The organism is Actinocorallia sp. API 0066 (assembly GCF_020991275.1).
In the GTDB taxonomy this organism is placed as follows: domain Bacteria; phylum Actinomycetota; class Actinomycetes; order Streptosporangiales; family Streptosporangiaceae; genus Actinocorallia.
This window is the reverse complement of sequence record NZ_JAJLQY010000004.1, coordinates 473,663-487,125: the sequence shown is the minus strand read 5'-3', so window position 1 is coordinate 487,125 and position 13,463 is coordinate 473,663. Positions and strand designations below refer to the sequence as shown.

Sequence of the window (13,463 nt, the reverse complement as noted above, 5' to 3'; positions counted from 1 at the left end):
TTGGCCCGAGGCCCGGGAGCCGGGGTCAGCGGCGGTAGACGGCCGAGTAGCCGTTCGCGTAGACCTTGTTGTAGTGGTCGTCGACGAACAGTTCGGGGAACGCGTAGATCGTGAGTTTGTTGTCGACGAGGCTGCGCACCCTGCCGTCGACGACGTTGGCGTGGCTCGCGTAGATCCAGCCGGTCTGGTGGAGGGTGCGGGGCGTGATGTCGGCGTGCAGCTGGTCGGTGATCGTGGTCTCGGCGTAGATCCGGAGGGTGGCGTACCTGTCGGCGTACACCAGTTCCTTCCGGGCGACCCGCGGCCCCATCCAGCGGGCCCCGGCGAGTTCGGGTTCCCGCATGTAGAAACGGGTGAAGTCCTCGCCTTTGGCGGTCAGGTTGGTGCTGGTGCCGCCGCCGAAGAACGCGCCGACGAAGCCCGTGGTGTTGAGGAAGATGGTGAGCAGGGCGAGCGCCGACGTGGTGCGGAACAGCCGGTCGAGGAACAGCTCGTCGTCCTCCCGGTTGAACCTGTGCAGCCGCTGCACCAGCTTGTACAGCACCCAGAACAGCGGGACGACGAGCAGGATCATCACCTGGAGCTGGGCCCGCCCCTGGTTGTAGGCGGACGCGAACGTGCCCGACACCCGGAACAGCATGAGCATGAGCAGGGCGGGCACGGCGAGCAGCCCCACCACCCGGATCGCGCCCGGCGACTTCCGGCGGAACACCACGAACAGGGCGCCGAGCAGCGCCAGGAGGTTGCCGAGCTGCTGGGCGAGCAGCTCGCCGAGGTTGAGGACGCCGCGCAGCGCGGGGACGAGCACGGGCGGCCGGTCGGCCGGTTTCGCCTTCAGCTCGTACTTCTCCTCGCCCGCGTCCTCGAACGGTTCGACGTACTTGCGGTACCGCGTGTACTGCTCGTCTATCCGCACCTGGTAGTCGGCGACGCTGATGCCGCTGGTCTCGGTGCCCTTGAGGTAGCCGGAGATGATGTTGCCGCCGTCGGCGTTGGGCAGCAGCTTCAGGCCGCCCGCGCTGATCGAGCCGCTGAACTGCGACAGGTTCGACGCCGAGTGGGTGACGAACCCGTACCAGACCACGCCCGCGCCGAGGCTCGCGACGAACGCGGCGAGGACGGCGAGGTTGACCGCGCGTTTGCGTTTGACCACGGACACGACGCCCTGCATCACGAGGGCCCCGGCGAACACCGCGGCGGCGAGGTAGGCCGTCGAGTAGTGCGAGATGATCATGCCGGGGGCGAACACCGCGATGAGCGCGGCCCGCTGCCGCCCGCTGACCCGGTGGTCGAACACGGCGCCGAGGACGGCGGCGAACAGCAGGAGCGCGATCTCCTGCCGGGCGAGCGCGGGCAACTGCTGGAAGATGCCGCCCTGGACGAGCGCGTACGTCGCGGCGAGGTAGGCCCAGCGGGTCGGCAGGAACCGGTCGGCGAGGCGGAACACCCCGACGGGGAACAGCGCGAACAGGATCGGGTAGACGAGCTTGAGGACGACGACCTCGGACATGCCCGTCAGCGCGTGTAGCTGGGCGGGCATGAGGGTGATGCTGAGCATCGCCCCGTAGGCGTCGGTGCTGTGGTCGGCCTCCCAGACCCCGGCGAGGTAGGTGCGGCGGGCCTGCCCGTACTCGGTGGCGATGTCGAACCCGTACACCAGTTCGCTGCGCAGCGAGAACGACCACATCATCGCCAGCGCGACCGCCACCAGCATGATCGACAGCTGGCCGTGCGTCATCCGGTCGGCCGAGGCCGTCGAGACGACGAGCAGCAGCAGGCACACGACGATCGACACGACGGCGATGGTGTTGTCGTGCCCGGTGTTCAGCCGCAGCGCGCCGATCGCCGCCAGCAGCGGGACGAGCGGCGGCAGCAGCAGCCAGGCGGTGCCCGGCAGGTCCTTCCAGTCCAGGAACGTCGCGTCGGGCGCGCGCGCCCCGGCCAGCAGCAGGCCGCCCAGCACGAACTGGAGCCCGACGAGCAGCGGCAGCGCCCGCAGCGGCGCGTCCACGCCGACGACGGGCCCGACGAAGTTCACCGCGAGACCCGACGCCAGCAGCGTCATCACCGACGCGGTCGGCACGTACAGGGGGAACGCGGCGATGGACGTGCCGGGCACCCGCAGCGCCCGCAGCAGCAGCAGTCCCGGCACCGTGAACAGCAGCGGCAGCAGCACGATCTGCGCCGCCCACAGGTCGCGCGCCACCACGAGCACGTCGATCGCGATGATGAGGCCCGCGTACCGGTACAGGGTCCTGCGGGCGTCGCCGCGCGGCGGCACGACGGGCAGGTCGGGGATGGTCTCCAGCGGCGACCGGTCGAGGAGGTCCGGCACGGTGCGGGTGGGGTCGCCTCTCACGCGGCCCCGCATTCGGCGTGGAACGCGAGGCTCTCGTCGCGTTTGGCCAGCTTGATGACGAACCGGATGGGGCCGGGCGCGCAGCGGACCTTCGGCGGGGCGATCTCGACCCGCGCCCCGTCGGCGACGGTGACGGCGGCGCCGCCCACCTCGGTCTCCTTCGCGCCGAGCACGACGTACGCCTTCCACGTGTAGCGCTGTTCGGCGCCCGTCATGTTGCGGATCTCGAACGCCGCGTTCTTCGGCGCCTGGCCCGTCACGACCCGTTCGGGCAGCTCACGAGGGGTGACGAACGCGAGTTCGGTGTAGGGCAGCGGGTTCTGGGCGAGGCCGAGGGCGCGCAGCACGGCGCCGCCCGCCCCGGTCTGGACGAGCAGGGCGAGGACGACGGCCACGGCGGCGGCGACCGCGAGGGGGAGCGGTGACCGTGTCTCGTCCTCCAGCTCGTCGAGGCCGAGGCTCACGCGGCGCCCGCCGGGTGGTAGGTGCGGATCCAGTCGATCAGCATCAGGGCGGGGAACTCGGTCTCGGCGTCGGGGTCGCCCGGCCACTCGCCGCCGACCTGCAGGTTGAAGATGAAGAACATGGTGGTGTCGAACGGCCAGCCGGGGTAGCGCTTGACCTCGGCGTAGGGTTCGCCGTCCATCCACCAGACGATCCTGTCGTCGGTCCAGTCGACCCCGTACACGTGGTACTTGTCGGCGAGGGGCTCGTCCAGCCAGCGGTCGCCGCCGCCGACCCTGCCCTTGGCGGTGTGCGCGAAGCCCTGGACGCGGGTCGGCTCGCTGCCGATGGTCTCCAGGATGTCGATCTCGCTGTACCGCTTCGGCTTGGTCTCGACGGTCTGCGCCCAGAACGCGGGCCACAGGCCCTTGCCCTTGGGGATCTTCATCCGGGCGGTGAGCCGTCCGGGGGAGTGGGTGACCAGGCCCTTGCTGTCGATGCGGCCCGACGTGTACGTGCACGGCCCGTACCAGCAGGTCTGGAAGTCCTTGACCTTGCGCGCGGTGAGCACGAGCTGGCCCTTGCCGTTCAGTTTGACGTTGTCGGGGTGGTAGAACTGCAGCGCCTTGTGCCCGTAGCCGTTGATGCCGTTGCCGTGGTGGATGTTCCACCGGCCGGGCGACGGGTGGCCGGTGCCGTCGAACTCGTCCTGGAAGCTGAGCTTCCACTTGACGTCGGGGAGGGTGACGACGGGCTTCTTCTCCGCCTTGGGTTTGGCGGGCTGCTCGGGCAGCAGCGTCGGGATCGCCGCGGCGTTCTCGGGCTCGCCGGGCTGGAGCGCGACCACGGCGGACGACAGCGCGAGGGCTCCGGCCAGGGCGGCGGCGACCCGCCACAGGGCCGTTTTCCCCACTCCCGACATCACTGTCCTCCGTATTCCAGACTTCGAGGGATTTTAAGGTACGTGTACGGCTGTGCTGTGCCGTGCCCGCTCTCCGGGCGGCGCCGCGCCGGGGGTCACCTGCGCGCCGCGAAGAAGCCGCGGATGGCCGTCTCGTCGAGGTCCGCCCAGTGCCGCACGGAGTGCGTGACGAGGGCGCCGCGCGCCAGCAGGTCCGCCGGAGCCGCGGGCAGCCCCTTCCACCGCAGGGCGAGGGGGTCGCCGGGGCCGCCGAAGTCGGCGATCCGCCAGCCGCGCGCGTGCAGCACGAGCCCGAACAGGTGGTCCTCACCGGCGTTGCTGCGGGCCAGGACGGGCAGGTCGAGCAGGCCCGCCGCGCGGACGTCCCGCAGCGTCTCGGCCCGGTACAGGCAGGCGCCGCCGAGCGCGTGCGCCCCCAGCTCGTACCCGTGCGCGCGCGCCCGCCCGTACAGGTCGCGCAGGACGGAGCGCACCCCCGGCCTGCGCAGCCCGCGCGCGCCGATCTCGGCGGCCAGCTCGCGGCGGGCGGGCGACCAGTCACGCGGCATCCCGTCCGGCCCCGTGGTGTACGAGCCGAGCATCCCGGCGCGCGGGTGCTCGGCGAACCGGGCGGCGGCCCGTTCGGCGAGGCCGGGGCCGAGCAGGAGCGCGTCGGCGTCCAGCCGCAACAGGAGGTCGAACTCGGCGGTGTCCAGGGCGTGCCGCAGCCCGGCCGCCAGCTTCACCCAGAGGCCGCCCTGGCCGCCGGGCGCGCCCACGGGCGCGGGCAGCACGGTGACGGCCGGTCCGGCGAGCCCGGCGAGGGCGCCGCCGGTGTCGTCGACGATGACGACGAGCGGCGGGTCCCGGATCCAGCGCAGCACGCTGGCGAGGGTGTCGGCGACGTCGTCGGCGGGCCCGGCCGGGATGACGACGGCCATGCGCGGGCCGCTCACCGGGCCGCCTCCCGCTCCGGCCGCACCGGGACCCTGAACCTGCCGGGTCTGCGGTGCCGGAACGCGACCATGAGCATGAGCAGCCCGATCGCGACGGACACGCCCTGCGCCAGCACCCAGCCGACCGCGCCGTCCACGAGGCCGCCCGGCAGCAGCAGCCAGGTGAACGCCAGCACCAGCACCGAGTTCGTCGCGTTCATCGCCATGTAGGAGCGGGTGTGGTCGCGGGCGATGAGCGCGGCGTCGACGAGGTAGTTGCCAGCGGTCAGCAGCGAGCCGAGCGCCAGGACCCGCAGCACCCCGGTGCCCGCCTCGGAGTAGTCGTCGCCGAACGGCAGCAGCAGGTAGGGCGCGAGCGCGTACATGACGAGCGAGGCGGGCAGCAGCATCACGTAGATGCTCTTGAACGCCTTGCGGAAGTAGCTGATCAGCCCGCCCTGCCGCGCCTCGGCGAACATCACCTGGGAGGCGGTGGACGGGATGAAGTTGAGGAACCCGACGAGCTGGAACGCCACCGCGAACCACGCCGTCTCGACCTCGCCGCGCTCGGCCAGGACCATGAGCGGCACGATCGTGCTCGGCAGGATGCCGAACACCGTCCCGACGTAGTTGCCCAGGGAGAACGACACGTAGCGGCGCAGCACCGCGCGGGTGCCGGTCCGGCGCGGCACGGGCCGCAGCCGCTTCCACAGCGTGCCGACGCCCAGCAGCGCCGCGACGATCGTGCCGAGCCCGTAGGCGGCGATGAGGCCGCCGGAGTCGAGGTCGGCGAGCAGCGGCAGCGCCACGATCTTGGTGACGCTGCCGACGAGGTTCTTCAGCAGCAGTGTCCCGGCCGCCCGGACCGCGATCAGCCCCGCGTCGATCGCCGACCCGACCGCGGTGAGCACGACGAGCACCGTCACCAGCAGCGCGGAGCCGCCGCCGTGGTGCATCGCCATCGACTCCGGCAGCACCGGGCCGACGACGACGAGGCCGAACGCGGCGAGCAGCCCGCCGAGCACGCTCACCGTCACGACGATCACCGCGACGAGCTCGCGGGGGTTGCCCGCCTCCTTCACGTGCCGCAGCACCGTGTTGGGCAGGCCCAGCGCGGCGAACGTCGCCAGCAGGTTCACCGCGGCGGTGACGGCGGCGAGCCGTCCGACGGCCGCCTCGGGGTAGGTGCGGGCCGCCAGCGTCCAGAACACGAACCCGAACCCGGCCAGCGACACCGTGTTGCACAGCAGCAGGATCGAGCCGCGGTACTGGGCGTCGGTGCGCACCGCCCGCAGCGCTCTTGTGATCATCAGGTGGTTCCCCCGTGGACGGCGCGCCCGGCTCGCAGGGCGCGGAAGGCGGCGGTGGTCTCGGCCGCGATGACGGGCCAGGACACCGACGCGGCGTAGGCGAGCGCCCGGTCCGACAGGCCGCGCAGCGCCGCGGCGTCGAGCGCGGCGACGTCCGCGAGCGCCCGGGCCAGGCCGGGCACGCTCCCGTCGTAGCGGACGGTCCCCGGCAGCCCGGCGAGCGCGGGCAGGTCGGGCAGCACGAGCGGGCGGCCGTGGCTGAGCGCCAGGAGGGCGCTGCCGCTGGTGGTGATGGCGCGGAACGGCAGGACGACGGCGTCGGCGGCGGCGAACAGCCCGGCCAGCTCCTCCTCCGGCACGTGCCTCAGGTCCAGCTCCACCCCGGCGGAGGCGGCCCCCCGCAGCCGGGCGGCGAGCGCGGCGTCCGGGCAGGACCCGGCGACGACGAGCCGGTGCCCGCCCTCCAGCGGCGCGAACGCCGCGAGCAGCTCCGGGACGCCCTTGTAGGGCGTGACCCGGCCGAGGAACAGGAACGTCCGGCCGGGCCCGGCGGGAGGCGGCGGCACCGGCGGAGCCGGGTAGGAGCCGTGCGGGATCACCACGGACCGGCGCGGCGCCAGGCCCAGCTCGGCCAGCCGCCCCAGGGCCGCCTCGTCGTGCGCGACGACGAGCGCGGCACGCCGGACGAGGGCACGGCGCGCGGCGAGGTCGTCGGCGAACACCGGGTCGTGCGGCAGCGCGTTGTGCGCGGTCCACACCAGCGGCAGCCGCAGCAGCCCGACGAGCCGGAGGAACAGCCCGTACCAGCGGCGCGCCAGCCACCGGGTGCGCCGCCCGCCCGGCAGCCCGAACCCGAACACCCAGTGCAGGTGCACGACGGCGCCGCCGCGCAGCCGCGCCCACACCAGTTCCAGCGGCAGCAGCAGCAGGTTCAGGGTCCGCGACGGCGTGGCGTCGGCGAGGTACCCGACCGGCACCCCCTCCCGGCGCATCTCCCGGTACAGCAGCTCCTGGTAGGGGTTGGCGTCCCTGGGCAGCGCGAGGACCCTCACCGGCCCGCCAGGTCGGCTAGGACCCCCGCCCCGTAGGCGAGATGGTCGACGACGACGCGGGCCGGGCCGTTGCCGCGCGCCCGCCACGCCGGGACGGCCAGCAGCAGCGGGTACGCCAGCACCCACGGCAGCCAGGGGGCGAGCAGCAGCACGGGCAGGCCGAGCAGGAACACCGGGTAGACCACGACCATCGGCTCGGCCGTCAGCAGCCTTCCGCGCCGCGCCCTGTGCTTGCGGTACAGCCGGGAGCGGGCCTTGCCGTAGGCGAACGACCGCTTGAGCTGCCTGCGCCCGTCGCCCCAGTCGTGTGTGACGACGGCGTCGGGCACGCTCCTGATCCGGTGCCCGGCGTCGATGAGCCGCCAGGAGAAGTCGACGTCCGAGCCGTACTCGAACCGCTCGTCGAACCCGCCGACGGCGTCGAACGCGGCGCGGGTGAACGCCAGGTTGATCGTCGGGCACTCGTCGAGGTAGTCGGGCCTGCGCAGCACGTCGCGCTCGTACAGGCCGCCGGTGGCGACACCCGCCGTCACCGCCTCCGCGCCGTCCAGGACGGGTTCGACGAGCCGGGCCAGCCACTTGTCGGCGGGCAGGCAGCCCGCGTCGGTGAACACCACGACGTCGCCGCGCGCGGCCCGCACGCCGGCGTTCCGCTGGTGCGGGATCGACACCCGCACCCCCGCGGGCCGGGTGAAGTCGAGCCACCGGACGCCGGGGTGCCGGGCGGCGATGTCGGCGAGCCGTCCCGCGGAGGCGTCCACGACGACGAGTTCGCCCGGCGTGCCGAGCTCGGCGAGCTGGGCCGCGACCGCGGTGAGCGTGGCGTCGAGCGCCCGCTCGTCCTTGCTGATGACGACGACCGAGATCATCGGGCTGCCTCCTTCGGCTCGGGCCTGATCCTGCGGAAGCGGTGCGCGCCGGTGACGAAGCCGTGGTTCTCGCACGCCTCCTGGAGGAGCTGGACGTAGGCGTCGGCGAGCGGCTCGGGACGCCGCAACGCGAGCGCGCCCCGCACCCCCGCCGGGTACAGCGCGAGCGGCGCGAGGAGCGCCACCGCCAGCAGCGGCGGCCACCACGGCGCGGCGAGCAGCGGCAGCGCGACGCCGAACGGCCAGGGGAACAGCGTCGGGTTGACCGACGGCCACTTGCGGAACTGGAGGGCGTTGCCGCGCCCGTAGGCGACGCTGCGGCGCAGCAGCGACCGCCACGTCGGCGCGAACGCGTGCGTGACGGCGGCCTCCGGCAGGAACACGATGCGGCCCGGGTGGTCGCGGCGCATCCGCCGGACCATGTCCTCCTCCTCGGACCCGAACCTGAACCGCTCGTCGAACCCGCCGACGGCGTCCAGCGCCGCCCGCTCGAACGCCATGTTCCCGCCGGTCGGGCAGTAGATGTCGCGCCGCCCCTCGGCCGGGCACGACCGCCGCCACAGCCGCCGCAGGTACAGCCACAGCCGGTAGTGCGGGGCCTGGCTGACGGTCAGCTCCAGCTCCAGCGGCAGATGCCGGTTGTTGCGGGCGACGTACCGCGACAGGTACCCGCTGCCGCCGACGACCGGCACGACCGGCCCGCTCACCCCGATGACGCCGTCGCCGCGCGCGCCGAGCAGGAGTTCGGCCCAGTCGTCGGCGGGCACGCAGTCGTCGTCGAGGAACGCGACGAGCGGGGTGCGGGCGGCGCGGACGCCGGTGTTGCGGGCCGCCGACAGGCCGCGGTTCTCCGGGTGCCGGACGACGGTGTGGCCGCGCGCCGCCGCGTGGTCGCCGCCGCCGTCACTGGACCCGTCGTCGACGACGAGCACGGTCATCCGGTCCCGCGCGGTCTGCCGCTCCAGCGCGTCGAGCGTCGGCCCGATCCGGTCGCGTCCGTTCAGCGTGCACAGCACGACCGTCAGCTCAGCGGCCATCGGTGACGCTCCGGTACAGCGCGACCAGAGCGCCGGTGACCTCGTCGAGGCCGGTGCCGGGCCGCGCGGGGACGGTGTGCGGGCCGGTCCGCAGGAACCGCGCGAGCATCGCCGCGAGCAGGTCGGGCCGGGCGGGCGGCACCGTCCACGGCGAACCGGCGAGCAGCTCGGCGAGGCCGCCCGCGTCGGTGCCGAGCACGGGCGTGCCGTAGGCGAGCGCGAGGTTCGCCACACCGCTCTGCTCGGCTCTGCGGTAAGGCAGGACGACGGCCTCGGCGGCGCCGAACCAGGCGGCGATGTCCCCGTCGGGCACGAACGCGGTCGAGGTGATCTGGTCGGCCACGCCGAGCCGCCGCGCGAGCCGCCGCGCCCGCGCGTGGTGCGCGTGGTCGACGGCCTCCATGATCCGGAACAGCCCGCTGCGGCGGCGCACCGACCCGGCGACGACGAGCCTGACCTCGGCGGCCAGCGCCGGATCGGCCTCGGCCAGGAGCGCGAGCGCCCGCACCAGGTCGTCCAGGCCCTTGTGGTAGTGGATGAACCCGAACATCAGCAGCAGCCGCGCCCCGTCCAGGCCGTGCTCGGCACGCACCTCCGAGGGCTTGCGCGCGGCGGGCGGCGGCGGGGCGGCGAAGTGCGGCAGCAGGACCGGCTCCCGCGCCCCGAGCCGCGCCAGCAGCGCCACGGCGGCGCCGGTGTGCGCGGTGACCCGGGACGCCCGCGCCACGACCGACCGGTACAGCGCCCGTCCCGGACCGCGCAGCAGCTCGGTGTCCCTGGTGACCTCGTGCATGGTCGCGACGACGGGCACGGACCCGCCGAGCCGGTTCAGCAGTCGCCGCACCGCGCGGCTGCGGGTGCCGAACGCGGGCACCGCGAACTGGACGTGCACGACGTCCGGCGCGAACCGGGCGATCGCCGTGGTGAGCGCGTCGAGGTCGCCGAGATGGCCGATGACCTCGGGCGGCGCGCCCTCCAGCGGCCGGGGGACCGCGACGGCGAAGGTGTGGCCGGCCGCCGTCAGGGATCCGCCGACCACCCGCGTGTACGTGCCGATGCCGTCCTTGGCGGGCGGGTACGGGCTGACGAAGAGGACTCTCACGTGAGCAGGACCTTACCGACCTGGTCGGCGACCGCCTCCCAGGTGTACTCGCCGAGCCACGGTTCGATCCAGCCGTCGTCCCGGCGTTCGCGCAGCGCGGTGAGCAGCGCCTCGGCGAGCGCCTCGGTCTCGTGCGCGCACACGATGCCGTCTCTGGAGCGTGCTACCAGGTGGACCGCGAGGTTGTCGGGCGCCGTTGTCGTGACGACCGGCAGGCCGCAGGCGAGCGCCTCCAGCACCGCGATGCCGAAGCCCTCGCGGTTGGACGGGAAGGGGAAGACCCGCCCGGCCTTGAGCAGCGAGTACAGGTCCTTCTGCTCGGTGACGTCGTGTCGGAACTCGACGGCGTGCGCGACGCCGAGTTCGGCGGCCATGGCGGCGAGCGCGCGCCGTTCCGGCCCGTCGCCGATGATCCGGCAGGTGACCCGGTGGCCGCGGCTGTGCAGCAGGGCGATCGCCTGGAGCAGCATGTCGAGGCGCTTGTGCTGCATGAGGCGGCTGACGACGGCGAAGTCGGTCGTCTCGGGGGCGGGCGGCGCCACCGCGACGGCGGCGAGGTCGATGCCGTTGGGCGCGACGGTGACCTGGCCGTGGTCGCCGACGAGTTCGTGGATGCGCGCGGCGGTCTGTTCGGACGCGGCGATGATGTGGTCGGGCACCCGCATGGACAGGCGTTCGACGAACCAGGCGAACCTGCCCGAGAGCCCGCCCATGTAGTCGCGCCAGTACTCGGGGCCCCACACCTCGTGCCAGGTGGCGACGAGCGGTTTGCGGCGGAGTGTGGCGACGATCCGGAGCGTGAAGAGCTGGAACTGGGGGATGTGGTCGACGCTGAGCGCGTCGAAGCGGCGGAACAGCAGGCGCAGGCAGCCGAGGGCGAACACGACGGCCTGGGTGACGGACCTGCGGGTGCCCCGGTAGAAGGGCATCCGGCGGCACACGGCGTGGAGGGTGAGGTGGTCCTCGCGACGGGTGCGCGGTCCGTCCCACCACCGCATGGTGTAGACGTGGATGTCGGCGTGCTCGCTCAGCAGTCGGCCGAGTTCGTGGTAGCGGACCTCGCGGCCACCCCTGCTGTAGGGGTGTACCGCGTCGGTGACGAGGGCGATGACGGGACGGCGGACGGGTGTCTGTGAAGAAGGCATCAAGAGGCGGGGGGTCGGGGGGACGCTTGTGGCGTCATGAGGGGAAGCCCATGCGTTTATTGGGCAAAACGGTGCGAATGTGACGGGCCGCAAGGGATATCACGGCCCTTGAAGATTTGACAACTTGGGAAAGGTCGCTGTCACGACTGGCTTCCGAAACGCTACATAACGTGATCTTCTTGCATTAAGCGCGCTTGTAAATGCGAATCCAGTCGACGGTCATCCGCTTGGGGAACTTCGTCTGGGCGTTCGGCGGGCCGGGCCACTCGCCGCCGACCTGCAGGTTGAGGATCATGAACATCCTCGTGTCGAACGGCCAGTTCTTGTACTTCTTGAGGTAGCCGTACCGCTTGCCGTCGACCTTCCAGACGATGCCCGTGCTCGTCCACTCCACGGCGTAGGTGTGGTACCCGGCGCTGAGCGGCTTGTTGAGCAGCTTGGAGGCGGTGGCGACCTTGCCCTTGGCGGTGTGCGCGAAGCCCTGGACGCGGTTGGGCTCGTTGCCGATGGTCTCCACGACGTCGATCTCGGCGTACCGGGAGGGCTTCTTCTCCACGGTCTGCATCCAGAACGCGGGCCACAGGCCGACGCCGGTCGGGATCTTGATGCGGGCGACGAACCTGCCGTAGCCGTGCGCGAACTTGTCGCGGGTGTCGACGCGGCCCGAGGTGTACTGGCAGGGCCCGTTCCAGCAGGTCTGGCCGTTGCGCTTCTTCTCGGCGGTCAGCACGAGCTGGCCCTTGCCGTTGAGGCGCGCGTTGGCCGGGTCGTAGTACTGCAGGGCCTGGTGGCCGTACCCGTTGATCCCGTTGCCGTTGTGGGCGTTCCAGATCTTCGGGTTGGGCACGCCCGTGCCGGTGAACTCCGCCCGCCAACTGATCTTCCACTTCGGCTTCGGCGCCTTGGCCTGGGCGGGCGCGGCGCCCAGGGAGGCGGCCAGCGCACCGGCGGAGACGAGCGCCACGAGGGCGCGGACGGCGCGGACGAAAGAGGGGGGCCGACGGCCTGCCACGGTGACTCCTACTGCGTTGGCGATCGCGAAACAGCCGGGAGCGTACCCTATGAACGTGACCAATTTGGCTTATGTTACGAAACATCTGTTTGTGTCAAATCAGCTAGAAATGGCCGCGATACAGGGGTGACATAGGACATGTCCGCCAAACGGCGGTAGCCAAGTAGGATTCGCCCTCATGTCCGCACAGATCACCGCGGTCATCAGCTCCTTGAACGGAGAGGCCCGGATCGGCCGTGCCCTTGATGCCCTCGCCGCCCAGACCCTCGGGTCAGCCCTCGAAATCGTCGTCGTCGACGACGGATCGACCGACCGCACCGCCGACGTCGCCCGAGCACGCGGCGCCCGGGTCGTCGTACACGAACGCAACCAGGGGGTGTCGGCCGCCCGCAACTCCGGCGCGCGGGCGGCGACCGCGCCCGTCGTCGCGTTCCTCGACGACGACTGCGCCCCGCCGCTCACCTGGGCCGCGGCGCTGCTCGCCGGGTACGAGCCCGGCGTCACCGGGGTCGGCGGCCCCGTCGAGCCCGAGGGCGGCCGCGGCTTCCTCGCCAGGTTCGTCGCGCGCAACAACCGGCACCAGCCGCAGGAGCTCGCCCTGACGCGCGGCCACGGCCTGCCCTACCGCCTCTACCTGTACCTGCGCCGCCAGTGGACGGTCCGCCGTCCCGTCCCCGTCGAGGACGTGTACGCGCTCACCGGCAGCAACATGTCGTTCCGCAGGGACGCGCTGCTGGAGGTCGGCGGCTTCGACGCCCGCTTCAGGTTCGGCGGTGAGGAGGAGGACCTGACCCGGCGGCTGCGGCAGGCCGGGCACGGCGTGATGCGCTGCGTGCAGGCCGCCCGCCTCACCTACACCTACGAGCCGACGCCGCGCGCGCTGCTGCGGCACAGCGTCGCCTACGGGCGCGGCAACGCCCTGCACTTCCGCAAGTGGCCCGAGGTCCGCCCCACCGTCTTCCCCTGGCCGTTCCTCGTGGCCGCGCTCCTGCTCGCGGGCGTGGCCTTCCCGCCCGCCGCCGTCGCGGGCCTGCTGGCGCCGCTGGTCCTCTACCCGGTCGGCCTGCGCAACGCGCTGCGCGGCCGTCCCCTGGAGTCCCTCGCCGACCCGTACCTGCGGCTGGCGCAGGAGGCGTGCGAGAACGTCGGGTTCGCGCACGGCGCCTGGAAGTTCCGGGACCTCCCGCACCCGCCCGAGGCCGGGCCGCACCGCGCGCCACACCCCGTGCCCTGACCGGCCCCGGGACGCCGGGACGCGGGGCCGCCGGGCGCGGGTCCGGAGCGGAGTCGTAAACGC

At 72.8% G+C, this 13,463-nt stretch carries 12 protein-coding genes; 1 reads left to right on the top strand and 11 read right to left on the bottom strand.

All coding sequences use genetic code 11. From position 1 onward, the window contains the following. Positions 1-25: 25 nt before the first annotated feature. The 11 genes from LO762_RS33475 to LO762_RS13140 all read right to left on the bottom strand — a co-directional run bounded on the left by LO762_RS33475 (position 26) and on the right by LO762_RS13140 (position 12,166). Entirely contained in the window at positions 26-2,359 is a 2,334-nt protein-coding gene (locus LO762_RS33475) for a DUF2206 domain-containing protein (protein ID WP_230614901.1), read from the bottom strand. After that, the gene (locus LO762_RS13185) at positions 2,356-2,823 is read right to left on the bottom strand and encodes a hypothetical protein (RefSeq protein ID WP_230614900.1); all 468 of its coding nucleotides are present in this window, start codon (positions 2,821-2,823) and stop codon (positions 2,356-2,358) included. Before LO762_RS13185 ends, LO762_RS33475 begins: the two co-directional genes overlap by 4 nt. After that, complete coding sequence (locus tag LO762_RS13180; protein WP_230614899.1) at positions 2,820-3,725, bottom strand: family 16 glycosylhydrolase; 906 nt, start codon at positions 3,723-3,725, stop codon at positions 2,820-2,822. The genes LO762_RS13185 and LO762_RS13180 overlap by 4 nt, the downstream gene beginning before the upstream one ends. Positions 3,726-3,820: 95 nt before the next feature. Continuing rightward, the gene (locus tag LO762_RS13175) at positions 3,821-4,660 is read right to left on the bottom strand and encodes a glycosyltransferase (RefSeq protein ID WP_230614898.1); all 840 of its coding nucleotides are present in this window, start codon (positions 4,658-4,660) and stop codon (positions 3,821-3,823) included. Beyond that, a complete protein-coding gene (locus tag LO762_RS13170; RefSeq protein WP_230614897.1) occupies positions 4,657-5,949 on the bottom strand; it encodes an oligosaccharide flippase family protein in 1,293 nt (430 codons plus the stop codon). Before LO762_RS13170 ends, LO762_RS13175 begins: the two co-directional genes overlap by 4 nt. Then, positions 5,949-7,001 carry a glycosyltransferase gene (locus LO762_RS13165; protein ID WP_230614896.1) on the bottom strand — a complete coding sequence of 351 codons (1,053 nt, stop codon included), beginning with the start codon at positions 6,999-7,001 and terminating at the stop codon, positions 5,949-5,951. The genes LO762_RS13170 and LO762_RS13165 overlap by 1 nt, the downstream gene beginning before the upstream one ends. Further along, entirely contained in the window at positions 6,998-7,870 is an 873-nt protein-coding gene (locus LO762_RS13160) for a glycosyltransferase family 2 protein (RefSeq protein WP_230614895.1), read from the bottom strand. The genes LO762_RS13165 and LO762_RS13160 overlap by 4 nt, the downstream gene beginning before the upstream one ends. Beyond that, a complete protein-coding gene (locus LO762_RS13155; protein WP_230614894.1) occupies positions 7,867-8,907 on the bottom strand; it encodes a glycosyltransferase family 2 protein in 1,041 nt (346 codons plus the stop codon). Before LO762_RS13155 ends, LO762_RS13160 begins: the two co-directional genes overlap by 4 nt. Then, positions 8,897-10,009: a glycosyltransferase gene (locus LO762_RS13150; protein ID WP_230614893.1), complete on the bottom strand. Its 1,113-nt coding sequence runs from the start codon at positions 10,007-10,009 to the stop codon at positions 8,897-8,899. Before LO762_RS13150 ends, LO762_RS13155 begins: the two co-directional genes overlap by 11 nt. Then, on the bottom strand, positions 10,006-11,154 hold the full coding sequence (locus LO762_RS13145; protein ID WP_230614892.1) for a glycosyltransferase family 4 protein: 1,149 nt from the start codon (positions 11,152-11,154) through the stop codon (positions 10,006-10,008). Before LO762_RS13145 ends, LO762_RS13150 begins: the two co-directional genes overlap by 4 nt. 184 nt (positions 11,155-11,338) lie before the next feature. Further along, positions 11,339-12,166, bottom strand: coding sequence for a family 16 glycosylhydrolase (locus LO762_RS13140; RefSeq protein ID WP_230614891.1), 828 nt, complete (start codon positions 12,164-12,166; stop codon positions 11,339-11,341). Positions 12,167-12,344: 178 nt separating this feature from the next. On the opposite strand from LO762_RS13140, the gene LO762_RS13135 reads away from it, so the two are divergent. Then, positions 12,345-13,400 carry a glycosyltransferase family 2 protein gene (locus LO762_RS13135; RefSeq protein ID WP_230614890.1) on the top strand — a complete coding sequence of 352 codons (1,056 nt, stop codon included), beginning with the start codon at positions 12,345-12,347 and terminating at the stop codon, positions 13,398-13,400. The last annotated feature ends 63 nt before the right edge of the window (positions 13,401-13,463 follow it).